This window comes from Paracoccus sp. S4493, from assembly GCF_000967735.1.
Classification (GTDB): domain Bacteria; phylum Pseudomonadota; class Alphaproteobacteria; order Rhodobacterales; family Rhodobacteraceae; genus Paracoccus; species Paracoccus marcusii.
The window spans coordinates 38,750-62,143 of sequence record NZ_JXYF01000024.1 but is presented as its reverse complement, the minus strand read 5'-3'; the positions used below and the strand labels follow the sequence as shown (position 1 = coordinate 62,143).

The 23,394-nt window shown below is 66.2% G+C and carries 21 protein-coding genes and 1 tRNA gene; 11 read left to right on the top strand and 11 right to left on the bottom strand.

All coding sequences use genetic code 11. From position 1 onward, the window contains the following. Positions 1-14: 14 nt before the first annotated feature. Positions 15-1,172 carry a choline transporter gene (locus TW83_RS05210; protein WP_045981712.1) on the bottom strand — a complete coding sequence of 386 codons (1,158 nt, stop codon included), beginning with the start codon at positions 1,170-1,172 and terminating at the stop codon, positions 15-17. 285 nt (positions 1,173-1,457) lie between these two features. Here TW83_RS05210 and TW83_RS05205 point away from each other — a divergent pair, with 285 nt between their 5' ends. Continuing rightward, the gene (locus TW83_RS05205) at positions 1,458-2,345 is read left to right on the top strand and encodes a cation diffusion facilitator family transporter (RefSeq protein ID WP_045981711.1); all 888 of its coding nucleotides are present in this window, start codon (positions 1,458-1,460) and stop codon (positions 2,343-2,345) included. A gap of 24 nt (positions 2,346-2,369) precedes the next feature. Here TW83_RS05205 and xth read toward each other — a convergent pair whose 3' ends face one another. After that, complete coding sequence (gene xth, locus TW83_RS05200; RefSeq protein WP_045981710.1) at positions 2,370-3,155, bottom strand: exodeoxyribonuclease III; 786 nt, start codon at positions 3,153-3,155, stop codon at positions 2,370-2,372. 58 nt (positions 3,156-3,213) lie between these two features. On the opposite strand from xth, the gene TW83_RS19235 reads away from it, so the two are divergent. Next, entirely contained in the window at positions 3,214-3,747 is a 534-nt protein-coding gene (locus TW83_RS19235) for a hypothetical protein (protein WP_052714641.1), read from the top strand. Here the strand turns inward: TW83_RS19235 and TW83_RS05190 are convergent. Further along, positions 3,744-4,067 carry an iron-sulfur cluster assembly accessory protein gene (locus TW83_RS05190; RefSeq protein WP_045981709.1) on the bottom strand — a complete coding sequence of 108 codons (324 nt, stop codon included), beginning with the start codon at positions 4,065-4,067 and terminating at the stop codon, positions 3,744-3,746. The two genes, TW83_RS19235 and TW83_RS05190, sit on opposite strands and share 4 nt — an antisense overlap. 74 nt (positions 4,068-4,141) lie before the next feature. Between TW83_RS05190 and TW83_RS05185 the strand changes: the two genes are divergently transcribed. Genes TW83_RS05185 through TW83_RS05175 form a run of 3 tightly spaced genes read left to right on the top strand, consistent with a single transcriptional unit; the run spans position 4,142 to position 6,648 of the window. Then, on the top strand, positions 4,142-5,308 hold the full coding sequence (locus tag TW83_RS05185; RefSeq protein WP_045981708.1) for a deoxyguanosinetriphosphate triphosphohydrolase: 1,167 nt from the start codon (positions 4,142-4,144) through the stop codon (positions 5,306-5,308). 60 nt (positions 5,309-5,368) lie between these two features. Continuing rightward, complete coding sequence (locus TW83_RS05180; RefSeq protein WP_045981707.1) at positions 5,369-5,791, top strand: OsmC family protein; 423 nt, start codon at positions 5,369-5,371, stop codon at positions 5,789-5,791. Further along, entirely contained in the window at positions 5,791-6,648 is an 858-nt protein-coding gene (locus TW83_RS05175) for a transglutaminase family protein (RefSeq protein WP_045981706.1), read from the top strand. Before TW83_RS05180 ends, TW83_RS05175 begins: the two co-directional genes overlap by 1 nt. Here the strand turns inward: TW83_RS05175 and TW83_RS05170 are convergent. Beyond that, positions 6,645-8,240 (bottom strand): peptide chain release factor 3, encoded by a 1,596-nt coding sequence (locus TW83_RS05170; protein WP_045981705.1) that lies wholly within the window; start codon positions 8,238-8,240, stop codon positions 6,645-6,647. The two genes, TW83_RS05175 and TW83_RS05170, sit on opposite strands and share 4 nt — an antisense overlap. 160 nt (positions 8,241-8,400) lie before the next feature. Between TW83_RS05170 and TW83_RS05165 the strand changes: the two genes are divergently transcribed. Then, on the top strand, positions 8,401-9,792 hold the full coding sequence (locus tag TW83_RS05165; RefSeq protein ID WP_157001349.1) for a hypothetical protein: 1,392 nt from the start codon (positions 8,401-8,403) through the stop codon (positions 9,790-9,792). A gap of 5 nt (positions 9,793-9,797) precedes the next feature. Here TW83_RS05165 and TW83_RS05160 read toward each other — a convergent pair whose 3' ends face one another. The 5 genes from TW83_RS05160 to TW83_RS05140 form a co-directional block, all read right to left on the bottom strand. Continuing rightward, the gene (locus tag TW83_RS05160) at positions 9,798-11,462 is read right to left on the bottom strand and encodes a formate--tetrahydrofolate ligase (protein ID WP_045981703.1); all 1,665 of its coding nucleotides are present in this window, start codon (positions 11,460-11,462) and stop codon (positions 9,798-9,800) included. A 3-nt stretch (positions 11,463-11,465) separates the two neighbouring features. Beyond that, complete coding sequence (locus TW83_RS05155; protein WP_045981702.1) at positions 11,466-11,891, bottom strand: universal stress protein; 426 nt, start codon at positions 11,889-11,891, stop codon at positions 11,466-11,468. Then, positions 11,884-14,688: a TRAP transporter permease gene (locus tag TW83_RS05150; protein ID WP_052714639.1), complete on the bottom strand. Its 2,805-nt coding sequence runs from the start codon at positions 14,686-14,688 to the stop codon at positions 11,884-11,886. The genes TW83_RS05155 and TW83_RS05150 overlap by 8 nt, the downstream gene beginning before the upstream one ends. Positions 14,689-14,771: 83 nt before the next feature. Continuing rightward, positions 14,772-15,737: a TAXI family TRAP transporter solute-binding subunit gene (locus TW83_RS05145; protein ID WP_045981701.1), complete on the bottom strand. Its 966-nt coding sequence runs from the start codon at positions 15,735-15,737 to the stop codon at positions 14,772-14,774. Between the two features lie 138 nt (positions 15,738-15,875). After that, a complete protein-coding gene (locus TW83_RS05140) occupies positions 15,876-16,466 on the bottom strand; it encodes a uracil-DNA glycosylase family protein (RefSeq protein WP_045981700.1) in 591 nt (196 codons plus the stop codon). 169 nt (positions 16,467-16,635) lie between these two features. Between TW83_RS05140 and TW83_RS05135 the strand changes: the two genes are divergently transcribed. From TW83_RS05135 to TW83_RS05120, 4 genes are read left to right on the top strand one after another with little or no spacing between them, the layout of a single operon-like run. Further along, complete coding sequence (locus tag TW83_RS05135; protein WP_045981699.1) at positions 16,636-17,289, top strand: ATP-binding cassette domain-containing protein; 654 nt, start codon at positions 16,636-16,638, stop codon at positions 17,287-17,289. After that, entirely contained in the window at positions 17,273-19,045 is a 1,773-nt protein-coding gene (locus TW83_RS05130) for a capsule biosynthesis protein (protein ID WP_045981698.1), read from the top strand. The genes TW83_RS05135 and TW83_RS05130 overlap by 17 nt, the downstream gene beginning before the upstream one ends. Further along, positions 19,042-19,884, top strand: a complete 843-nt coding sequence (gene kdsA, locus TW83_RS05125; protein ID WP_045981697.1) for a 3-deoxy-8-phosphooctulonate synthase — start codon at positions 19,042-19,044, stop codon at positions 19,882-19,884. Before TW83_RS05130 ends, kdsA begins: the two co-directional genes overlap by 4 nt. Next, on the top strand, positions 19,881-21,188 hold the full coding sequence (locus TW83_RS05120; RefSeq protein WP_045981696.1) for a mechanosensitive ion channel family protein: 1,308 nt from the start codon (positions 19,881-19,883) through the stop codon (positions 21,186-21,188). Before kdsA ends, TW83_RS05120 begins: the two co-directional genes overlap by 4 nt. Here the strand turns inward: TW83_RS05120 and TW83_RS05115 are convergent. Beyond that, positions 21,185-22,354 carry an NAD(P)/FAD-dependent oxidoreductase gene (locus TW83_RS05115; RefSeq protein WP_045981695.1) on the bottom strand — a complete coding sequence of 390 codons (1,170 nt, stop codon included), beginning with the start codon at positions 22,352-22,354 and terminating at the stop codon, positions 21,185-21,187. The two genes, TW83_RS05120 and TW83_RS05115, sit on opposite strands and share 4 nt — an antisense overlap. A 94-nt stretch (positions 22,355-22,448) precedes the next feature. On the opposite strand from TW83_RS05115, the gene TW83_RS05110 reads away from it, so the two are divergent. Beyond that, a tRNA-Gln gene (locus TW83_RS05110) sits at positions 22,449-22,523 on the top strand. Between the two features lie 53 nt (positions 22,524-22,576). Here TW83_RS05110 and TW83_RS05105 read toward each other — a convergent pair. After that, entirely contained in the window at positions 22,577-23,368 is a 792-nt protein-coding gene (locus TW83_RS05105; RefSeq protein ID WP_045981694.1) for an IclR family transcriptional regulator C-terminal domain-containing protein, read from the bottom strand. Positions 23,369-23,394 lie beyond the last annotated feature (26 nt).

Genomic DNA, 23,394 nt, shown 5'->3' with positions numbered 1-23,394 from the left:
AGGGCGTCCGCCCCCTATCCCGCGGCGGGGCGGCCGATGCCGCCCAGCTTGCCCATGTGCCGCGCCAGCAGCACATAGATCACCCCATACAGCGCCGCGACGATCAGGCCGACCCACTGGATCTCGAATGGGGTGAAGACATAGGCGCCGACCAGACCCAGCTGCAGCAGGAAATGCAGCAGATAATAGCGCCGGTCCCCCAACGTCTCGCGCGACCAGTTCAGGTTCGTCGAATACAGCCGGATCAGGCTGTCCAGAGAGTTCACGACGAAGACCACGCCCACCGCGATCATGAACCAGTTCAGCCAGCCGGGGATTACGATCCCGCCCTGGTGATAGACGAACAGCACGCTGAACCACAGCCCCAGGGGGATCGCCGGCAGCGCCACCATCGCTAGGGCCAGCTGCCAGACCCTCAGCCCGCCGACGAAGCGCGCGACGAACTGGCCGATCATGATCGACCACGCGAACCACCAGAACAGATAGAATTCGTGGTAATCCGAAATGGGCGTGGCAAAGCGCGGCAGATGCGCGAAGTACCCGCCCAGCAGGCCGACGCTTTCAAAGAAATCGCCCAGACCCACGCGGCTGTAGACAAAGGCGATCATCGCCAGTGCGGTGAAGGCCAGCATGCCGAACCCATAGCTGGAGATGATGGCCAGCCACTTCATCACCGCCATGTTGCCGCTGGACAGGACGGCGGTGGCGATCACCACCACGACCAGCGCCCAGACCGCGCCCTGCGGCAGGTCCGGGGCATAGGTCGGCAGGTTCGACATGAACAGATAGCAGGTGAACGAGCAGGTCGCGATGACCGTCAGGTTGTAGACCCACTTGACCGCCGGGATCTGGAACAGCTGCAGGCGCGGCTCCAGCGCGATGAAATAGAAGGTGGCCACGAAATACATCAGCCAGACCAGCGGCCCCCACATGCCGAATTCCACGGCCAGCGCGTTGGTGAACCCGAAGGCGGGGTCCTCCTCATAGATCGGGAATTCCGCCAGGGGCAGCATGACCAGGCCCATGTCCAGTCCGGCGGTGAACAGCAGGGCGATCAGGGTGAACAGGCCGACGGGCTCTTCGCCCTGCAGCCGCAGGCGGGGCCAGCGGATCAGGACGAACAGCGCGCAGGCCAGCACGCTGAGATAGGCGACGGTGATGATTGGCGTCATGGGCGCAATCCTCCTTAGACAGATGAACGATCAGCGCCACAGTGCAGCCGGGCATCTGGCCCGCTGTACGCGCATGACCGCAGCCAAGTGGCCGCATGTTTCTTTGATACTCTAAGGATGCTTTATATTGAGTGACGGGTCAATCAACAAATGCAATGCGTGTCTATCCGGCACCCGAACGCCTATTGTGCGCAAATGGCTGCAACCGTGGCTTGAGATTTCACAAAGCATCTGCGACATGCTGCGCCTCATACCCATCCCGTCCATGGCCAAGGGGACGATCTGATGTCCAGCAGCCTGAAAATCGCCGTCGGCAGCATCTTTGTCGGCTTGATCGTGCTTGGGCTGAAGACCCTGGCCTGGTACCTGACCGGGTCGGTGGCGCTGCTGTCGGACGCGCTGGAAAGCATCGTGAACGTGGCGACCGCGGTCGCGGCGCTGGTCGCGATCTCGGTGGCGCAACGACCGGCGGATCAGTCGCATCCCTATGGCCATCACAAGGCCGAATTCCTCAGCGCCGTGCTGGAAGGGGTGCTGATCATTGTGGCCGCCCTGCTGATCCTGCGCGAGGCGTGGCACGCCTTCCAGAACCCGCGCGAAATCCAAGCCGTCGGCATGGGCATGGCCATCAACGCCAGCGCGGGCGTGCTGAACGCGATCTGGTGCAGCATCCTGATCCGTCAGGGGCGGCGGCTGCGCTCTCCGGCGCTGGTCGCGGACGGCAAGCACCTGCTGACGGACGTGGTGTCGTCGGGGGGCGTCCTGCTGGGCGTGGGTCTGGCGGTGGCGACCGGCTGGTCGATCCTGGACCCGGCGCTTGCGATGCTGGTGGGGGTGAACATCCTGTGGTCGGGATGGAAGGTCATGGCGTCGTCCGTGTCCGGCCTGCTGGACGAGGCCGTGCCCGAAAAGACGCTGGTGACCATCCGCGACATCATCTCGGACAAGGCCAGCGGCGCGCTGGAGGCGCATGACCTGCGCACCCGTCATGCGGGCGCCGTCACCTTCATCGATTTTCACCTGGTCGTGGACGGCCAGACCACCGTGTCGGACGCCCATGACATCTGCGATCGGGTCGAGGCCAGCCTGAAGGCCAAGCTGCCCGACGCCCAGATTACCATCCATGTCGAACCGGAACACAAGGCCAAGCATTCCGGCGTTCTGGTGATCTGACCCGTCGCCGGGCGCCGCCTGCCGTCAGGCGGCCAGGCGCACCCAGACCGGGACGTGGTCGCTTGGCTTTTCACCGGCCCGCGCATCGCGGTCGACGCCCGTCTCGATCATGAGGTCGGCCGCCTGGGGCGACAGCAGCAGATGGTCGATGCGGATGCCGTTGTCACGCTCCCACGCGCTGCCCTGATAGTCCCAGAAGGTGAACGGCCCGCGCGTGGCCCAGGGGTCGCGGATGCGCACCGCATCGGTCCAGCCCTGGTTCACGATGGCCCGGAACGCCGCCCTGCTTTGCGGCAGGAACAGCGCATCCTCGGTCCAGCGGTCGGGATGGGCCGCGTCGCGTGGTTCGGGAATGATGTTGTAGTCGCCCAGCATCACCACCGGCAACTCCGACGCCAGCAATTCCGCCGCGCGCAGGCGCAGGCGTTCCATCCATGCCAGCTTGTAGTCGTATTTCGGCCCCGGTGCGGGGTTGCCGTTGGGCAGGTACAGCCCGGCGATACGCACCGCATGGGTGCCGACCACGGTCGCCTCGATATAGCGGGCCTGCTCATCGGCATCGTCGCCGGGCAGGCCGCGGGTCACGTCCTCCAGCGGCAGCCGCGACAGGATCGCCACGCCGTTGAAGCCCTTCTGGCCGTGGGTTTCCACCTGCCATCCCAGGTCCTGGAAATGCTCGCGCGGGAACCCCTCGTCCACGGACTTGATTTCCTGCAGCACGACCAGATCGGCATCGGTCGAGGCCAGCCAGTCGGTCAGGGCCTGCACGCGGGCCTTGACGCCATTAATGTTGAAGCTTGCGATTTTCATGGGCGGCATCTTTAGCGCCGCCTGCGCGTTTGGCAACACGAACCGGAAAGGGGCCGCGATGATCCGACTGCTGATCCTACTGATGGTCCTGCCCGTGGCGGCCACCGCGCGCCCGGTCACCGGGCTGCTGGAAAAGGCCAGCCCCCTGCCCGCGACGATCCCCCTGCAGGTCCGCGCCCCGGCCGACATGGATCACGCGATCATCCTGACGGATGACCAAGGCACGCCCGTCATCAGCGGCTATCTGCGCGGCGGCGCGGTCCTGCGGCTGCTGGTGCCCCCGGGAGATCACCGCCTGACGGTGGCCAGCGGGCCCGCGCAGGACTGGCAGGGCCTGGCCGACATGTTCGGCGCGCCTGCCATCGCGTTGCCGCAGCCCCTGCCCTTCTTCATCGATGGCACGCGGCGCGAGGGGCAGTCCATCACGCTGTCGAAGGACGGTGACGGCCTGCGGATCACCGACCGGCAGAACCGTGTCATCTGTCAGAACGCCGGATGGGAAACCACGCGCGTCGTCAAGACGCTGCCCTCGGGAACGCAGTTCCGTTATGTGGAGCGGCGACTGGACCCGCGCAGCATCCCCTGCGACTAGATCGAGAAGCTGGTCCCGCAACCGCAGCTTGCCGTGGCGTTCGGGTTCTCGATCACGAAGCGCGCGCCGATCAACTCGTCGGTGAAATCGATGACAGCCCCCGCCAGATAGGGCAGCGACACCGGATCGACGACGACCTTCTGTCCCGATTTCTCCAGGATCAGATCGTCGGTCTCGGGCGCGTCCAGGCGGATGTCGTACTGGAACCCGGAACATCCCCCGCCCAGCACCGCAATGCGCAGCGGTACCGGGTCCTTGCCCGCATTGATCTGGGACAGGCGGTCAAAGGCGCGGTCGGTCACTTTGGGCGGCAGGTTCATGGGGCGTTCCCGTTTTCGTCTGGTCGCATCAAATATAGGGTCCGCCGGGTGAACCCGCAAGGAAGGCTGACCCCGTGACCGCACTCGCGCCCTATGCCTGCCATCCGCAAGACAGCCGCGGGCGATTGCAGGACGAAAGCCTGTCCACCTTCCGGTCGCCCTGGCAACGCGACCGCGATCGCATCATCCATTCCAGCGCCTTCCGCCGGCTGAAACACAAGACCCAGGTCTTTGTCGAACATGATGGCGAAGGCTATCGCGGCGATTATTTCCGCACCCGCCTGACCCACACGATCGAGGTCGCGCAGGTCGCGCGCACCATTGCCGGCGCGCTGAACCTGAACACCGACCTGGCCGAGACCGTGGCCCTGGCCCATGATCTGGGCCACCCGCCCTTCGGTCATACCGGAGAGGACGCGCTGTCCGCGCTGATGGCGCCCTATGGCGGGTTCGACCACAACGCGCAGGCGCTGCGCATCGTCACCAAGCTGGAACGCCACTATGCCGATTTCGACGGGCTGAACCTGACCTGGGAAAGCCTGGAAGGCATTGCCAAGCATAACGGCCCGGTGACCGGCCCCCTGCCCTATGCCCTGGCCGAGGTGAACGCGCTGTGGGATCTGGAACTGCACACCAATGCCAGCGCCGAGGCGCAGGTGGCGGCGGTGGCCGACGACGTGGCCTACAATCACCACGACCTGCATGACGGGCTGCGCGCGGGCCTGTTCACCGAGGACGATCTGGCGGAACTGCCCGTGATCGGCCCGGCCTTTGCCGAGGTCGACCGCCTGTATCCCGGCCTGGACCCCACGCGGCGCCGCTACGAGGCGCTGCGCCGCGTCTTCGGCGTCATGGTCGAGGACGTGATCGCCGTTGCCCAGAACCGGCTTGCCGGGCTGCAGCCGCGATCGGCGGACGACATCCGCGCGATGGACGGGGCGATCATCCGCTTTTCCAAGCCGCTGTACCAGAACATCAAGGCGATCAAGTCCTTCCTGTTCCAGCGCATGTATCGCGCGCCCTCGGTCGTCGTCGAACGCACCCATGTCACCCAGATGCTGAACGACCTGTTTCCGCTGTACCTGGATCATCCCGACCGGCTGCCCGACCAGTGGCGCGACGCGGCCATGCGCCTGAACGATCCGACCGAACGCGCGCGTCTTGTGCTGGATTACGTCGCAGGGATGACCGACCGCTATGCGATTGCGGAACATCAACGCCTGATTCAGCCACAGTCCTGAACCTTGGATGGTGTTGCCGCGTTGGGCGGGCAACACTGACCAAGGAAAAGGATGGATCACATGATTACCCGCACCGGATCGGCTGAATGGACTGGCGGCCTGAAAGAGGGCAAGGGCCAGGTTTCGACCAAGTCGGGCGCGCTGTCGGCGCAGCCCTACGGCTTCAACACCCGCTTCGAGGACAAGCCCGGCACCAACCCCGAGGAACTGATCGGCGCCGCGCATGCGTCGTGCTTCTCGATGGCGCTGGCGATGATGCTGGAACAGGAAGGCATCTCGGGCGTGTCGATCAAGACCAAGTCCGACATCTCGATGGACAAGGAAGGCGACGGTTTCGCGGTCAAGAAGGCCCACCTGACCACGACCATCACCGCTGATGCGGACCAGGCGAAGATCCTCGAAATCGCCGAAAAGGCCAAGGAAGGCTGCCCGATCAGCAAGCTGCTAAATGCCGAAATCACGATGGACGCATCGGTTTCCTGATGCGCGTCCGGGTCGGTCACGAGTTCCGTATCAAGGTCGAGCAGCCGACCCCCCTCATCTGCCTTGTCGCCCCCGAGGCGGCACGGCACGACGATTTCACAGCCCCCGAACAGGTCACGACCGTTCCTCATGTCGACGTGCATGAGTACCGCGACCTGTTCGGAAACATCTGCCGCCGCATGGTCGCCCCTGTGGGCGAATTTGTCCTTCGTGGCGATGTGACCCTGAATGACGACGAAATGTGGGACGATGTCGATTTCGCGGCCCATGAGACGCGGGTCGAGGATCTGCCCGATGATGCGTTGATCTACCTGATGGCGTCCCGCTATGTCGAAAGCGACGTCCTGTCCCAACAGGCTTGGGACCTGTTCGGTCATCTGCAGCCGGGCTGGGGCCGTGTCCAAGCAGTGCTGGACCACGGTCACAAGGTGCTGACATTCGATTACGGCACGGCGTCGGTGTTTCGGACCGCGCATGATGCCAGCAAGGGCGGCATGGCCGTCTGCCGCGATTTCGCGCACTTGGCGCTGGCCTATCTGCGGGCGCTGAACATCCCGGCCCGCTATGTGAACGGCTATGTCGGCGATATCGGCGTGCCCAAGGTCGACGCGCCGATGGATTTCGCCGCCTGGATCGAGGTCTACCTATCTGGCCGCTGGTGGACGTTCGACCCGCGCAACAACGAACGCCGCCTTGGCCGCGTCGTCGTCGCACGGGGTCGCGATGCGGCCGATGTGGCGATGCTGGCCAGCTTTGGCGCGCATCAGTTGTTGGACTTCACCGTCTGGTGCCACCCGGTCGACGAGACCGGGCAGGAGTTGGACGGCATGGCCTTCGGTCAGGAGACGCGGCGCTAGACCATCATCTCCTTGGTCGCGGTCAGCCTCAGGTCCGGGTGATCGCGACCGATCCGGTCGATGTCCCATTGCAGGCGGGTCAGATAGACCAGATCGCCGTCATGGTCATGGGCCAGATGCGCCTTGTTCGTTTCGGCGAAGGCATCGACCACCGATTTGGCGCCACTGACCCAACGGGCGCTGGTGAACTGGCTACCCTCGAACCGCACCGGGATGCCGTATTCCAGCTCGATCCGGCTGGCCAGCACCTCGAATTGCAGCGCGCCCACGACGCCCACAATGAAGCCCGATCCGATCGCGGGCTTGAAGACCTTGGCGGCCCCCTCCTCGGCGAACTGCATCAGCGCCTTTTCCAGATGCTTGGCCTTCATCGGGTCCGTCGCGCGCACCGTCTGCAGCAGCTCGGGCGCGAATGACGGAATGCCCGTGAAACGCAACGTCTCTCCCTCGGTCAGGGCGTCGCCGATGCGCAGCTGGCCATGGTTCGGAATGCCGATGATGTCGCCGGCCCAGGCCTCCTCGGCCAGTTCGCGGTCGGCGGCCAAGAACAGCACCGGGTTCGACACCGCCATCGGTTTCTTCGTGCGGACGTGGACCATCTTCATGCCACGTTCGAAATGCCCCGATGCCAGCCGAACGAAAGCCACGCGGTCGCGGTGCTTGGGGTCCATGTTGGCCTGAACCTTGAACACGAAGCCGGTCACGGTGTTCTCGTCCGGCGAAATCTCGCGCTCGGCACTGTTCTGAGGCTGCGGCGGCGGGCCATAGGTGCTGATGCCCTGCATCAACTCCTGCACGCCAAAGCTGTTGATCGCGCTGCCGAACCAAATGGGCGTCATGTGCCCCTCCAGGAACGACCGCTGGTCGAAGGTCGGCAGCAGCTCGCGGGCCATCTCGACCTCCTCGCGCAGCTTGGCCAAAAGATCGGCGGGAACGTGATCGGCCAGCCGCGGGTCGTCCAGCCCCTTCATCGAGATCGACTGCGCCACCTTGTTGCGGTCGGCCCGGTCCATCAGCTCCAGCCGGTCGCCCAGCATGTCATAGCAGCCGATGAACTCCCGCCCCACCCCGATCGGCCAGGATGCCGGTGCCACGTCGATGGCCAGGTTCTCTTGGATCTCGTCGATGATCTCGAACGTGTCGCGGGATTCGCGGTCCATCTTGTTGCAGAAGGTCAGGATCGGCAGATCGCGCAGGCGGCAGACCTCGAACAGCTTGCGGGTCTGCGATTCGACGCCCTTGGCCCCGTCGATGACCATGATCGCCGCATCCACCGCGGTCAGCGTGCGATAGGTATCCTCGGAAAAGTCGCTGTGGCCCGGCGTATCGACCAGGTTGAAGCGATGTCCGTCAAAATCGAACGACATCGCCGACGCGGACACCGAGATGCCGCGATCCTGCTCCATCTTCATGAAATCTGATCGCGTGCGCCGCGCCTCGCCCTTTGCGCGCACCTGCCCGGCCATCTGGATGGCGCCACCGTACAGCAGGAACTTCTCTGTCAGTGTTGTCTTGCCAGCATCGGGATGCGAGATGATCGCAAAGGTCCGGCGGCGGGCGATTTCGGGTGGAAGCTGGGGGCGGTTTGTCATGCCGCCGCTTTATCCTGCGCGCGCGTCCGACGCAATTCCCGGCATCATGCCGCCAATGGCGCGAATTGTCTGCATCCGGTTCTTGAACCCGCGCGTCCTTGTCGCATGATCAACCGCGAAACGGACGAGGGCGCAGATGGACGGATCATGGGACCAATTGATGCGGCTGCTGTCCAACCGCGGCCTTGAATGGCTGCGCCAGCGCATCATGGCCCTGCCCGATCCCTGCCCGCTGGATCATCCCGACATCGGCGCGCTGGCGCTGGTGGGACAGATCGCGCCAGTGCTGTCGGGCCTGCGCGGGCGCATCTCGCCGATCGAGGTGATCGTGCTGCGTCGCCTGACGCCCGATCTGGTTCGCCAGGGCGCCTTGCGCGTTCTTGACGGCGCACGGGACGATGCGCTGGTCCGTTTGACGCTGGCGGGCGGTCTGGTCGTCCAGACCGACCCCCTGTGGCAACTGGCCTGCGAGGCGCTGGCCGACGACCCCGCCCTGCCCCTGCCGCACAGGTTAGCGCTGTCCGACGACCCCGTCCTGTTGGCAGAGGCCGAGGCCGTGCTGACCATGCCCCCGACCTCGATCACCCCCGATCACGTGGCACAGGTGGCGCAGCTGCTGATGCAGCTTTATCATCATGGCGCGCGGCGTCCCCGTCTGTCCCACCCGCGCGCCTATACGCTGATCTTCGACCACCTGAGAATGCTTGCAACCTGGGCGCAGGGCGCGGGATGCACGGGGTCGGTTGCCCGGATCGCGTTCTGCCTGCGGCTGCTGGACGACGACCACCCGGTGGCGGACATGCTGTCCGACCTGATCCAGGTCCAGCGGCCCGACGGATCATTTCCCGTCAGGCTGGGTTTTGCCACCGCGGACCAGACATTCGCGGATGCAGTCCAGCCGACGGTCCATGTGGCGATGGCCCTGCACATGGCAGCTTGGAAACGCTGGCGCGGTCCCGCGCCCGTCTGGCTGCAGCCCCATCCCGTCCAGACCACCGCCCGCCAGCTGGCCGACCGGATCGCCGCGATGGACATCCCCAAGGCGCAGGCCCTGCACGCGGCAACCAGCCTGACCCGCGCTACCGGAGAGAACTGGTTCGCCCGCCTGTCCCCCGCGCGCCAGGCGGTGCCCGATGACCTGACCCGATTGGGGCGCATCTGCTTTCGCGACGCGGTCGCGGCCCGGCATCTGCGCGCATGGCTTGGCCTGACGCGTCACGGTGACCGCCCGTCCGGCCTGGACGGACCCGAGGCTGCATGGCTGACCGGGCGCATCGTGGCCATCGCGACGCCCCTGCCGGATGCCGTGATGCGGCTGTGGGACCGCGCCGCGCTGGCCGGTGACGTCGCGGCCTTCACCGACTGCGCCCGCATCGCGCAGCATCACGCGGACGGCCCGGCCAGCCCCGCAGTCCGCGCCATGACCCGCCGCCTGTGCGTCGAGGCGCTGACGCAGGATGCGCCCCTGCCCCGGATGCTGGACAGCCTGGATCGCCTGACCCTGCTGTCCCGCCTGTTCGAACCGGAAGCCAAAGAAGTGGCCGCCGCCTGATCGGGTCAGAACAACCCCTCGACCTGTCCCAGATCATCCAGCCGGATGACCTCGGCTGCGGGGTGGCGCGGCAGGCCCGGCATGGTCATGATCTGCCCGCAGATCGCCACCACAAAGCCCGCGCCCGCGTTCAGCCGCACCTCTCTCACCGGTATGACATGCCCGGTGGGCGCGCCGCGCAGGTCCGGATCGGTCGAAAAGCTGTACTGCGTCTTGGCGATGCAGACCGGCATATGCCCATGGCCCGCCGCCTGCCAGGCGGCCAGCTGATCCAGGACGCCGGGACCGGGTTCGACCCGCGCGGCGCGGTGGATATGGGTGCAGACCGTCTGGATCTTGTCCCACAGCGGCATCGCGTCGGGGTAAAGCGGCGCGAATGCCGCAGGCTGTTCCGCCAGGGCGACGACCGCGCGGGCCAGATCCTCGGCACCGGCGCCACCCATGGCCCAGTGCCGCGCCAGGATGGCCTGCACCCCCTGTTCGGCGCAGTAGTCCTGCAGGGCCGCGATCTCGGCCGGGGTGTCGCCATCGAAATGGTTCAACGCCACGACGACCGGCAGGCCAAAGCTGCGGATGTTCTCGATGTGCCGGCCCAGATTGGCGCAGCCCGCGGTGACCGCCGCGACGTCTTCCGCCGCCAGATCGGCCTTGGCCACGCCGCCGTTCATCTTCAGCGCCCGCACCGTGGCCACCAGCACGACGGCCGCCGGCGCAAGCCCCGCAAGGCGGCACTTGATGTTCAGGAACTTCTCGGCCCCTAGATCGGCGCCGAAGCCCGCTTCGGTCACCACGTAATCGGACATGCGCAGGGCGGCGCGGGTCGCGATGACGCTGTTGCAGCCATGGGCGATATTGGCGAAGGGGCCGCCATGAACCAGCGCCGGGTTGTTCTCCAGCGTCTGGACCAGGTTCGGCTGCAACGCGTCCTTCAGCAGAACGGTCATCGCGCCATCTGCCTGCAGATCGCGCGCGGTGACGGGTTGGCGGTCGCGGGTATAGCCCACGACGATCCGGCCAAGCCGATCCTGCAGATCGACCAGATCACGCGACAGGCACAGGATCGCCATCACCTCGGACGCGACGGTGATGTCGAAACCGGTCTGGCGCGAAAACCCGTTCGCCGGACCGCCCAGCCCCACGACCACATCGCGCAGCGCGCGGTCGTTCATGTCCATGACCCGCCGCCAGGTGATGCGGCGCGTGTCCAGGTCAAGCGCATTGCCCCAGTGGATGTGGTTGTCGATCATCGCGGCCAGCAGATTGTGGGCCGAGGTGATGGCATGGAAATCGCCGGTGAAATGAAGGTTCATCTCCTCCATCGGCACGATCTGCGCGCGCCCGCCGCCGGCCGCGCCGCCCTTCATGCCGAAGTTCGGGCCCAGGCTGGCCTCGCGGATGCAGATGGTGGCACGGTGGCCGATCCGGTTCAGCGCATCGCCCAGGCCCACGGTCGTGGTGGTCTTGCCCTCTCCCGCAGGGGTCGGGTTGATGGCGGTGACCAGAATCAGGCGTCCTTCGGGCCCGCTTAGACCGGCCAGCGCGTCATGCGTGATCTTGGCCTTGTCATGACCATAGGGCAGGATCTGATCCGGCGTCAGGCCAAGACGGGCGGCGATGTCGTTGATCGGCCGCTTGGTCGCGGCGCGCGCGATCTGAAGGTCGGTCTGCATGTCCTAGCGCACCACCATGACCGAGACCGGCGAATGGCGCACGACCGCGTTGGCATCGCGGCTGACCAGGATGCTGCGCAGCTCGTCAGGCTTGTCGCTGGCCATCACGATCAGGTCCGCCTTGTGCCGCGCCGCGGCCTTGAGGATCGTCTCGGCCACATGCCCGTGGCCGACATGCACCTGCACGCGCGACTGGTCGGGGAAATGCTGGCTGGCGAAATCGTCCAGTGCGCCCTTCATCTTCTGCAGGGCCTTCTGTTCGTACCCCTTGGGCAGGAAGGTCGCCACCATCGAGCTGCCGAAATCATGCACGATCCCCAGCAGGTGGATCACGCCCCGGTCCCCCGCCAGCCGCATCGCGGCCGGCAGGGCCTTTTCCCAGCTTTCGGGATGCTGAAGGTCGATCGGCAACAGCACGACGTCATGCATGGCGCGGTCCTTTCACGGGCTGGGGGCGCGTCTCGCGCCGACGCTGCGACCAGATCACCAGCCCCATCAGCAGGAAGGCCGGGATATAGATCCAGTACCGCGACGGCGCCGCCGCCGGGGCGTTCACGGCAAGCACGGTCTGATCCCAGTCCAGCCCCGCCGCCTGCGCCGGGCTGTCGAACGCCACGTTATCGATCAGCGTGCGATCACCGTCCTGGATCAGGGTGATGCCCGCGGCCTCCAGCCGTTCCTCTCCGGTGGCGCCTTCGGGGACGGGCAGCAGGGCCGTGAACTCGACGGGGTTTCCGATGTCGTTCAATCCCGCGATGCGCAGGCGCAGGCCGTCGCCGACCTCGCTGTCCTCCAGCGCCTGGACCAGTTCCGCGCCCGAACGCTCCTCGAACGGCGGGAAGACGTAGCCCCAAAAGAAGCCGGGCCGGAAGATGGTAAAGGCGATCACCAGCAGCAGGACCGTCTCCCACAGCTTGCTGCGGACCAGGAACCAGCCCTGGGTCGCGGCCGCGAACAGCAACATCGCGATGGTCGCCGTGATGAAGACGAAGATCCCCTGCCCCCAGCCCACGTCGATCAGCAGCAGATCGGTGTTGAAGATGAACAGGAACGGCAGGACCGCCGTGCGCATGCTGTAGCCGAAGGCGACGACCCCGGTCTTGATCGGATCGCCTCCCGACACGGCGGCCGCGGCAAAGGATGCAAGGCCCACGGGCGGGGTCACGTCGGCCATGATGCCGAAATAGAACACGAACAGGTGCACCGCGATCAGCGGCACGATCAGCCCGTTCTGCTGACCAAGCGTCACGATGACCGGCGCCAGCAGTGCCGAGACGACGATATAGTTCGCCGTCGTCGGCAGACCCATCCCCAGGATCAGCGACAGGACCGCGGTCAGGCAAAGGATGGCCAGCAGATGGCCGCCCGACAGGACCTCGACCACTTCGGCCAGGGCCGATCCGACGCCGGTCTGACTGACCGCGCCCACGATGATGCCCGCGGTCGCCGTGGCGATGCCGATGCCGATCATGTTGCGTGCGCCAGAGATAAGCCCGTCCACCAGATCGTCGAACCCGGCCCGCAATGCGCGCCCGGTGCGGGCGTTTCCGGTGCGGTCGGACCCGCGCAGCAGCACCATCAGCGGTCGCTGCGTCAGCAGGATGAAGATCATGTAGGCCGTGGCCCAGAAGGCCGACAGGCCCGGCGACAGGCGGTCGACCATCAGCGCCCAGACCAGCACGACCACCGGCAGGATGAAGTGCAGACCCGACCGGACCGTCGGCCCCGGCAGCGGCAGTTCCGTCACCGGCGCGTTGGGATCGTCGATCTGCAGCGGCTCCTCGCGCGATGCGACCCACAGCAGGCCGACATAGGCCGCCGTCAGGACGGCAAAGACCACGTAGGGGGCGGCCGCACCGAATGCGGGCCGGATCCAGCCCATCAGGTAATAGACCGCCAGCGACAGCGCGCAGATGCCCGCGATCAGGAAGGCCGCGAACATCAGCCGGCGCAGCAGCGGCGGCGGCGTATAGGCGCGCGGCAGGCCCTGCATCCCGGCCTTCATGGCCTCCAGATGCACGATATAGACCAGTGCGATATAGCTGATCGTGGCGGGCAGGAAGGCGTGCTTGACGACGTCGAAATAGGGAATGCCCACATACTCGACCATCAGGAAGGCTGCGGCGCCCATGACGGGCGGCATGATCTGGCCGTTGACCGACGACGCGGTTTCGACCGCCCCGGCCTTTTCGCTGGAAAAGCCCACCTTCTTCATCAGCGGGATGGTGAAGGTGCCGGTGGTGACCACGTTGGCGATGGACGAGCCCGAGATCAGGCCGGTCATGGCGCTGCTGACGACGGCGGCCTTGGCGGGCCCGCCGCGCAGGTGGCCCATCATCGAAAAGGCGACCTGGATGAAATAGTTGCCCGCGCCCGCCTTGTCCAACAGCGCGCCGAACAGCACGAAAAGGAACACGAAGCTGGTCGACACCCCAAGGGCGATGCCGAACACGCCTTCGGTCGTGACCCACTGGTGGTTGGCGACCTCGGCCAGCGAATTGCCGCGATGCGCGATGATCGACGGCATATAGGGGCCCAGGAAGGTGTAGGCCAGAAACACCGTGGCGACGATCATCAGGGCCGGCCCAAGGCTGCGGCGCGTGGCCTCCAGCAGCAGCAGGATGCCCACGACCGCCACGATCAGGTCCGTGGTGATCGGCGCGCCGACCCGGCGGCCAAGCGCGTCGCTGTTGATAAAGACGTACATGGTGACGACCACGCCGGCCAGCGCCAGCAGCCATTCCCATGGCGGAACGCGGGTCTTGGGGCTGCCCAGCAGCACGGCCGCAACGACGCCCGCCCCGGCCAGTGCCAGCCACCACAGCGGCATCGCGGCGGGCGCGCCATAGATGAACAGCCCCGAAAGGATCACCGGAACCGACACACCAAGGGCCAGCTGGAAAGGCGACTTTTCAGCAGGATAGGCCATGAAAGCCAGAAACAGCGCGAAGGCCAGATGGACCGCGCGGGCATCCGTGGCGCTGATGATGGCAAAGTTCAGCATGAAGGGCAGCGGCGAGGCGATCCACAGCTGGAACAGCGACCAGCACAGGGCCACCCCCAGGATCAGCTTGCCCACGAAACCCGGCGGAGTGCGCGCGCCCGTGTCCGACGAGGCGACCAGTTCGTCCAGTTCCTCCTGGGTCAGGGCGCCGTGGCCCGACGCCTGCATCTCGACCGCGCTGGCCTGCTGCTGGCGTTCCCTGGTCTTGTCGTCGTCGCTCATCACGGCACCCCCTGCGATGCATCTTGTTATTCGTTGGTCATGATGAAGGGCGGCCCGATGGGGCCGCCCCGGCCAGGCCTGGATTACTGGATCCAGCCCTGTTCGCGATAGTAGCGCTCGGCACCGGGGTGCAGGGGCGCGCTGTTGCCGTCGGCGATCATCTCCTCGGGGGTCAGCGAGGCGAAGGCCGGGTGCAGACCCTTGAAGCGATCGAAGTTGTCGAAGACCGCCTTGACGACCTGGTACACCGTCTCGTCCGGGATCGCGGCCGAGGTCACGAAGGTCGCCTTGACGCCGAAGGTCTCGGTGTCGTCGTCGTTGCCGGCATACATACCGCCAGGGATCACGACCTTGGAGTAGAACGGATTGTCCGCGATCAGCTTGTCGATCGCCTCGCCGGACACGTCGACCAGGGTCGCGTCCACGGTCGAGGTTGCCTCCTGGATCGAACCGTTGGGATGGCCCACGGTATAGCTGATGGCATCGACCTGGTTGTCGCCCAGGGCAGCCGACTGTTCGGCGGGGCGCAGTTCCGACGACAGCGCAAAGTCGTCCATGCTCATGCCCATGGCCTCCAGGACGACCTCGAACGTGCCGCGCGATCCGGAACCGGGGTTGCCCACGTTGACGCGCTTGCCTGCCAGGTCGCTAAAGGTCTCGACGCCGCTGTCGGCGCGGGCAACGACGGTGAAGGGCTCGGGGTGGACGGCGAACACGGCGCGCAGGTCGGTGAATGCATCGCCCTCATAGTCCGAGCTGCCGTTATAGGCGTGGAACTGCCAGTCGGACTGGGCCACGCCCATCGTCATGCCGCCGGACCGGATCTGGTTGATGTTGTCGATGGACCCGCCCGTCGCGGGCGCGGTGCAGCGCAGGCCGGTGGTCGCCGTGTCGCGGTTCACCAGGCGGCAGATCGACTGACCCACGACGTAATAGACGCCCGTCTGGCCGCCAGTGCCGATGGTGATGAACTGTTCTTCCTGCGCCATCAGCGGCGTAGCACCCAGTGCCATGGCGGTGCTCAGCAGGATCGGTTTCAATTTACCCATGTCGGCGTCTCCCTAACGATGATTGGCGGGAAGGCATGACAGGCGCGTTCCCGCTGGATGGTCTTATCGTCACGGATGCGTGTGCGAAACACAAGCCCGCACGGCCACAAAGCGTCCTGGGCGTGGACCTGGCCTTGATCAGCCCAGCAGGGTCGCCACGCGGTCCCGCAGCACGGGCAGCAGGTCGGTCGCGAACCACGGGTTGGCGCGCAGCCATCCGGTGTTGCGCCAACTGGGATGGGGCAGCGGAAACACTGCCGGCGCATGGGTGCGCCAGTCCCGGACGGTCTGCGTCACGTTGCGCGCGCCCAGATGCCACCGCATCGCGTGCCCGCCGACCAGCAGGGTCAGCTGCGGGTTCAGCTGGTCCATCACCTGCCGCCGCCACGTCGCCGCGCAGATCGGCGGGGGCGGCAGGTCCGCTCCCTTGGCGTCGTAACCCGGAAAGCAGAAGGCCATCGGCACGATCGAGATCCGGTCGCGGTCATAGAAGGTGTCCGGCTCCACCCTCATCCAGTCGCGCAGCCTGTCGCCGGAACGGTCGGTGAAGGGCCGCCCGCTGTCATGGACCCGCGCGCCCGGCGCCTGCCCCACGATCAGGATCCGCGTTCCCGGCCGGAACCAGACCACCGGTCGGGGCGCATGGCGCGTGGCGGTCACGGCAAAGCGGTCCGCGCACAGCCTGCAGGCACGGATACGGTCGGCCAATGGGGCGTCGTGATCATACATGCGTCGCATTTATGGCGAAATTGCGGCGATATAAGGCTGGTCAGATCACAAATTATCGGGCCCGATGGCAAGACTGGACACCCCGTCCGCCCCACCCTAATGTCGCCTTGGCAGTCGAGGCACCCGGCATGGCACGCCTCGTGCCGAAACGCGTTGGTATAACAAGGCCATGCTTGAATTCGACAATGTGTCCAAATCCTTCTGGACCGGCAAGCAGCACAAGATCATCCTCGAGCAGGCCTCGTTCAGGGTCGAGCTGGGGCAATCGCTTGGCATCCTGGCCCCCAACGGCACCGGCAAGACCACCTTGGTGAACATGATGTGCGGGCTGGAAAAGCCCGACGAAGGCAAGATCCGCCGCGAATGCCGCATCTCGTTTCCCCTAGGGTTCATGGGCGGCCTGGTCACGCGCCACACCGGTAACGAGAACGCGCGTTACATCGCGCGCATCTATGGGCTGGACCCTGACTACGTCGCGGCCTTCACGCGGTGGCTGTGCGACATCCACGAATATTTCGACATGCCGGTCGGCACCTATTCCACGGGCATGCGGCAACGGTTCAACTTCTCGCTGCTGCTGGCGCTGGATTTCGACATCTACCTGATCGACGAGGGCATGCCCCAGACCACGGATGTGGAATTCAATCGCAAGGCCGGTCGCGTCCTGTTCGAGCGGCTTCAGACCGCAACCACGGTGATCGTGTCCCACCAGCCCAGCACGATCGAGAAGTTCTGCAACCGCGCCGCGATCCTGCGCGATGGCAGGCTGTATCTGTTCGAGACCCTCGACGAGGCCAAGCAATATTATGACTACACCTCCTAAAGCGCGCCGGTACAACACGCAGGCGATGGCCTCGATCACGCCCCAGACGCCCCCGCCGGCGGAACCGACCGCATCGGACAGCCCCGCGCCGCCCCGGCTGGAGGTCGCGCGCCGCAGCGATGCCCCCGCCTCTGACGCGTCCGAGCGGCAGGCGCGGCTGGAACGGTTCCTGGCCACCGAACCGATCGACGACGGCCTGGGTGATTTTCGCCTGACCAAGCCCGCAGCGCCGTCCCCCGAAAAGGACACGCCGACCGCGCCTCCCGCGGATTCTGGCGACATGGAGGCGCGACTGGCCGCCATCCGCGCAGAGAAGCTGACCGAACGCCAGCTGCGCATCGCCAAGCGCATCGCCGCCCTGCACCAGATCGAGGTTTCCTCGGCCGAGGAGGCCGTGCTGCGTCTGCGGGAGCGGGGGATCGATCCGTCCCATCGCACCGCCGTCGGCAGCATCTTGTCGTCGGAGGGCACGCGCGCGCAGGCCGCCCCCTCACCCAACGCGCCCGCCGTGCGGCAGGCCCCCGTGCCGTCGATCCTACCCGACCGCAGCCCGGCGCCCCCCGGCCGCCCCGCCCTGCCGTCCCGCGAGGAACTGACCGAAGAAAAGCGCGCCGCCGAAATCTATCGCATCCAGCGCGACCTGGCCCGCCGCCGCCGCCGCCGCATGGCAATGCTGGCGATGCGGCTGGCGCTGTTCGTGTTCCTGCCGACCGCACTGGTCGGCATCTATTACGGCCGCTATGCCTCTCCGCTTTACGCAACGGTATCGCAGTTCCAGATCCAGTCGGCCGAAAGCGGATCCGGCGCCAGCGGGCTCAGCGGGATGCTGGGCGGGTCGGGCCTGGGCACGAACCAGGACGCGGTCGCGGTGCAAAGCTATCTGACATCGCGCGACGCGATGCTGCGGCTAGACGAGGATCTGGGCTTCCGGCGCGCCTTCCAGGACCCGTCGGTCGATGCGATCAAGCGCCTGCCCGCGGATGCCACAAACGAGGCCACGTTCAGCCTGTACAAGGATTCCGTCAAGATCGGCTATGACCCGACCGAAGGCGTGCTGAACATGGAGGTCATCGCGCCCGACCCGCAGCTAAGCGAACAGTTCTCGCGCGCGCTGATTTCCTATGCGGAACAGCTTGTTGACGCCCTGACCTCACGTATGCGCTCCGACCAGATGGACGGCGCGCGCGAGACCTATCAGGACGCCGAGGAAAAGATGCTGGCCGCCCAGCTTCGCGTTCAGGAGTTGCAGGAGAGGCTGGGCGTGCTGGACCCCGTCGCGGAAAGCGGCGTGGTCATGGCGCAGGTCAGCATGCTGGAAGGCCAACTGGCCGAAAAGCAGCTGGAACTGGGCCAGTTGCAGTCGAATGCCCGCCCCCTGCAAAGCCGCGTCGATGCGGTGGAGGGCGACATCGCCCGCCTGCGCGACCTGATCACGCAGACCCGCCAGCAGCTGACGCAGGGCAACGACACCCGCAACTCTCTGGCCGCCATCGGCGGAGAGCTGCGCGTCGCCGAGGCCGAGATGCTGACGCGCCAGGAAATGCTGGCCGCCGCCGCCGCCCAGATGGAAACCGCGCGCATCGAGGCGAACAAGCAGGTCCGCTATCTGTCACTGTCCATCGCGCCCATTCCGCCGGATGAGGCCACCTATCCGCGCGCGTTCCAGAACACCCTGGTGGCATTCCTGGTGTTTTCGGGTATCTATCTGATGCTGTCGCTGACGGCCTCCATCCTACGCGAACAGGTATCGACATGACGACTGCCAAGCATATCCCCATCGGTTCGATCACCTGCGGCAACGACCTGCCGCTGACGGTGATCGCCGGACCCTGCCAGCTGGAAAGCCTGGACCACGCGCTGATGATCGCCGAAGTGATGGCCAAGGCCTGTGCCGATGCCGGGGCGTCCTTCGTCTTCAAGGCCAGCTATGACAAGGCGAACCGCACCTCTTTGTCGGGTCGCCGAGGCTTAGGCATCGACGAGGGGCTGGAGATCCTGGCCGCGGTCCGCGATCGGTTCGGCTGCCCCGTGCTGACCGACATTCATGACGCCGACCAGGCGGTGCGCGCCGCGCAGGTGGTCGATGTGATCCAGATCCCCGCCTTTCTGTGCCGCCAGACCGACCTGTTGCTGACTGCGGGCCGCACCGGCGCGGTGGTCAACATCAAGAAGGGTCAGTTCCTGGCCCCCTGGGACATGCCCAACGTCGCGGACAAGGTCGCCTCGACCGGGAACGGGAACATCCTGCTGACCGAACGCGGGGCCAGCTTCGGCTATAACACCTTGGTCGCCGACATGCGGTCGCTGCCGATCATGGCGCGGACCGGCTATCCGGTGATCATGGACGCGACCCATTCGGTCCAGCAGCCGGGCGGTCAGGGCGGCAGTTCGGGCGGACAACGTGAATTCGCCCCGGTCATGGCACGGGCCGCGGTGGCTTTGGGCGTGGCCGGCGTCTTCATCGAAACGCACGAAGCCCCCGACATCGCGCCGTCCGACGGGCCGAACATGATCCCGCTGGACCGTATGCCCGCGCTGATCGCATCGCTGATGGCCTTCGACCGGCTGGCAAAGGCCGACCCGCTCCCGGCATGATCCGCGTTCTGCTGATCCTGTTGGCGCTGGCGGCCCCCGTGGCCGCCCAGGTCGCCGATCCGTCAGCACCGTTGAGGCCAAGCGGCGCGATCTCGACGCAGGACAACCGGGCGACGGATTTGGCAATCCTATCGCGCATTTCCAGCATCCTAGCGCAAGTCCCTGAATTCGATGGCGTCCGTGCTAGCGTCGATGCGGGGATCGTGACCCTTGTGGGCGAGGTGACCGAACAGCAGACCATTTCGCGCCTTGAATCGCTGCTGGCGCGTGTCGAGGGGGTCGTCGCGATCGAGGATCAGGTTACCCTGTCCACCGACCTGGGCACGCGGCTGGTCTCGGTCCGCGACAGGTTTCAGTCCCGCCTGACCGCGGTCATCGCGGGCCTGCCCTTCATGGCACTGGGCCTGGCCGTGGGGGCGATAATCGTGCTGGCCGGCGGCTGGCTGTCGCGGCGGGAACGAACCCTGTCGGGGATCGCACCGAACCCCTTCATCGCCGGATTTCTGGCGCAGACGATCAGGCTGACCGCATGGATCGTGGCGCTTGTCGTGGCGCTGGACCTGATGGGCGCGCGGGCTCTGTTGGGGACATTGCTGGGTGCGGCGGGCATCTTCGGCCTGTCGCTGTCCTTTGCGGCCCGCGATACGATCGAAGGATTCGTGGCCACGATGCTGCTGTCGCTGCGCCAACCCTTCAACCCGAACGACCTGATCGAGGTGAACGGCCTGCGCGGTCGGGTGATCCGCCTGACCAGTCGCGGCACCACCCTGCTGACGCTGGACGGCAATCATATCCGCATTCCGAACCAGATCATCTACAAGGCCGTCCTGACCAATTACACGCGCAACCCCGAACGTCGCTTCATGGTCGACCTGACCATCGACCCCGGCGCCGATCTGGGCCGCGCGCGCGATCTGGTGCTCAGGGCGCTGGCGGGGATGGATTTCGTGCTGAAGCGTCCCGAACCCGTCGCCTGGCTGGATGCCCAAGGGCCGGATCACGTTGTCATCCGCGCCGGGGGTTGGGTCTCGCAGGACGGCACCGATTTCGACCTGGCGCGCGGAGAGGCGTTTCGCCTGCTGCGCCATGCGCTGGACAGCAAGGGCTACCTGGTGCCGGAACCCGTCCACCGCATCCGCCTGGAACAGCCCGAGGCGGAGGCGCGTCCAAGCCCTGCCCGCCCCTCACGCCCCGCCGATGCGCGCCTGTCCGACCTGAACCCCGACGCCGCGTTCGAGGAGATGGTCGAACGGGGTCGCATCGATGACGGGCGCGACCTGCTCAGCCCGACGCCACGGACCTAGGCGGCGCGCCCAGCGGCATCGGCCGACGCCCAGGCCCACTGAAAATTATAGCCGCCCAGCCACCCTGTCACGTCGACGCATTCGCCGATGAACGCCAGTCCGGGCACCTGGCGCGCCTGCATTGTCCGCGCGTCCAGGTCGCGCGTATCCACGCCGCCTAGGGTCACTTCGGCGGTGCGATAGCCTTCGGTCCCCACGGGTCGGACCTGCCACCGGTTCACGCGCGCGCCCAGCGCGTCCAGCCGGGCGTTCGGCTGATCGGCCAGCCGCGCCTGTGCCAAGCCCGCGTCCGCCGCCACGGATTGGGCAAGGCGTTCCGGCAGCATCTGGGCCAGGACGGTCGCCACCTGCGCCTTGCCGCCGCGTGCGGCCTTCAGGTCGGCGGCGATGTCGCGGTCGGGCGCAAGATCGATGGTCAGCACCTCACCCGCCTGCCAGAAGCTTGAGATCTGCAGGATCACTGGGCCGCTCAACCCGCGATGCGTGAACAGCAGCGCATCGCGAAAGCTGCCCCTGCCATGCGTGATCCGCGCCTCGACCGACAGTCCGGCCAGCGGACGGCACAGCGCCAGATCCTGTTCCGCAAAGGTCAGCGGCACCAGCGCGGGCCGCGTTTCGACAAGACGCAACCCAAACTGACGCGCCAGATCATAACCCAGCCCAGTCGCCCCGATCTTGGGAATCGACTTGCCGCCCGTCGCGACGACGACCCGACCCGTGCTGATCGGCCCGCCGGAGGTCGCGACCACGAACCGATCACCATCCTGGCTGACGCCGTCGATGCGCGTGCCAAGGCGCAGGTCTGCCCCGCCCATGCGATCCAGCAGCATGTCGGTGATCTGCGTGGCCTTGCCGTCGCAGAACAGTTGCCCCTGGGTCTTTTCATGCCAGGCGATTCCCGCCCGGTCGACCAGATCGACAAAGGCCTGCGGACGATACCGCGCCAAGGCACTGGCTGCGAAGCGCGGGTTGTCCGACAGGAAACGGTCCGGCCCGGTCGCGAAGTTGGTGAAATTGCACCGCCCGCCGCCGGAAATGCGGATCTTTTCGGCGGGCGTCGGCGCATGATCCAGCACCACGACCCGCCTGCCCTGCGCGACGGCAGAGCCTGCGCAGAACAATCCGGCCGCCCCGGCCCCCAGAATGACGATATCGGCGTGTTCCATGGCGCGTCGATACCGGGGCTTTGGGACGGGGGCAAGATTTCTGCATTTTTCGTCTTGCACCCATCTGCGGGCTTGGGTAATCACCCTCCACAGTTGGGGCGTGGCCAAGTGGTAAGGCATCGGTTTTTGGTACCGTGTACCGTAGGTTCGAATCCTACCGCCCCAGCCAATATCCAGAAAGTCGAATAATCAGCCGTACTTGGCTGCCATACATGATGTCGCCTACGCCGACATGATGCTGCGCACGGCCTCTGCGGCCAAGGGTGCGTTGCGGCGGCGGAACTCCTCCGGATCCCACTCCGACAGCGATCCGGCGATGTGGATCGCGGCGATCGGGCGGCCCGATGCGTCCGGGATCGCCACGCCAAGGGCCACCTCTCCCATCAGGATCTGCTCCAGCGCCAGCGCGTGGCCGGCCTCTCGCGCCAGCGCGACCTGGTCGCGGATCGCCTGGGGATCGGTCAGGGTCCGGGGCGTCAGCGGCCGAAGACTGGCCTCGTCCAGGATCTGGTCGACCTCGGTCGGGGGCAGCATCGCCATGACGGCCCACCCGCCCGACGTGCAGGTCGTGGGCACGCTGTTGCCCACCAAGGTCGCAAAGAACGTCTCGCGCTTGCTTTGCATCCGGGCGGCATAGACCATGCGCTGACCATCGAACAGTGACAGGTCGACCCGTTCGCGGACGTTGCGACGCAGGTCCAGCAGGATCGGACTGGCGCGACGCACCAGCGGGTTCAGGCGCAGATAGTCGTGCGTCAGGTCCAGGATCGGCAGGTCCAGACGAAAGCCGCGACCATCCTCGGCCAACGTCAGATAGCCCAGCTTGCGAAAGGTGTGCACCAGACGCTGCGCCGCGCTGCGCGTCAGCCCGGTCCGCGTGGCGATCTGGCCAAGCGACAATGCCCCGTCGGCATCGCGAAACGCTTCCAGAACGCTCATTCCGCGGGCAAGGGATTGGACGAACAAGGCATTCTCTGCCTGCGGACCGTCCGGATCGCGATTCTTGCGCTGCATGCAATCTCCGACGTTGACATGATCAA

Bases quoted from the DNA above. Each gene is read 5' to 3' on its own strand.
- TW83_RS05115 (WP_045981695.1), bottom strand. From the start codon at position 22,354: ATGGAACACGCCGATATCGTCATTCTGGGGGCCGGGGCGGCCGGATTG.
- TW83_RS05135 (WP_045981699.1), top strand. From the start codon at position 16,636: ATGCTTGAATTCGACAATGTGTCCAAATCCTTCTGGACCGGCAAGCAG.
- TW83_RS05140 (WP_045981700.1), bottom strand. From the start codon at position 16,466: ATGTATGATCACGACGCCCCATTGGCCGACCGTATCCGTGCCTGCAGG.
- TW83_RS05105 (WP_045981694.1), bottom strand. From the start codon at position 23,368: ATGCAGCGCAAGAATCGCGATCCGGACGGTCCGCAGGCAGAGAATGCC.
- TW83_RS05210 (WP_045981712.1), bottom strand. From the start codon at position 1,172: ATGACGCCAATCATCACCGTCGCCTATCTCAGCGTGCTGGCCTGCGCG.
- TW83_RS19235 (WP_052714641.1), top strand. From the start codon at position 3,214: ATGATCCGACTGCTGATCCTACTGATGGTCCTGCCCGTGGCGGCCACC.
- TW83_RS05170 (WP_045981705.1), bottom strand. From the start codon at position 8,240: ATGACAAACCGCCCCCAGCTTCCACCCGAAATCGCCCGCCGCCGGACC.
- TW83_RS05165 (WP_157001349.1), top strand. From the start codon at position 8,401: ATGCGGCTGCTGTCCAACCGCGGCCTTGAATGGCTGCGCCAGCGCATC.
- kdsA (WP_045981697.1), top strand. From the start codon at position 19,042: ATGACGACTGCCAAGCATATCCCCATCGGTTCGATCACCTGCGGCAAC.
- TW83_RS05190 (WP_045981709.1), bottom strand. From the start codon at position 4,067: ATGAACCTGCCGCCCAAAGTGACCGACCGCGCCTTTGACCGCCTGTCC.
- TW83_RS05130 (WP_045981698.1), top strand. From the start codon at position 17,273: ATGACTACACCTCCTAAAGCGCGCCGGTACAACACGCAGGCGATGGCC.
- TW83_RS05160 (WP_045981703.1), bottom strand. From the start codon at position 11,462: ATGCAGACCGACCTTCAGATCGCGCGCGCCGCGACCAAGCGGCCGATC.
- xth (WP_045981710.1), bottom strand. From the start codon at position 3,155: ATGAAAATCGCAAGCTTCAACATTAATGGCGTCAAGGCCCGCGTGCAG.
- TW83_RS05175 (WP_045981706.1), top strand. From the start codon at position 5,791: ATGCGCGTCCGGGTCGGTCACGAGTTCCGTATCAAGGTCGAGCAGCCG.
- TW83_RS05155 (WP_045981702.1), bottom strand. From the start codon at position 11,891: ATGCATGACGTCGTGCTGTTGCCGATCGACCTTCAGCATCCCGAAAGC.
- TW83_RS05120 (WP_045981696.1), top strand. From the start codon at position 19,881: ATGATCCGCGTTCTGCTGATCCTGTTGGCGCTGGCGGCCCCCGTGGCC.
- TW83_RS05145 (WP_045981701.1), bottom strand. From the start codon at position 15,737: ATGGGTAAATTGAAACCGATCCTGCTGAGCACCGCCATGGCACTGGGT.
- TW83_RS05150 (WP_052714639.1), bottom strand. From the start codon at position 14,688: ATGAGCGACGACGACAAGACCAGGGAACGCCAGCAGCAGGCCAGCGCG.
- TW83_RS05180 (WP_045981707.1), top strand. From the start codon at position 5,369: ATGATTACCCGCACCGGATCGGCTGAATGGACTGGCGGCCTGAAAGAG.
- TW83_RS05205 (WP_045981711.1), top strand. From the start codon at position 1,458: ATGTCCAGCAGCCTGAAAATCGCCGTCGGCAGCATCTTTGTCGGCTTG.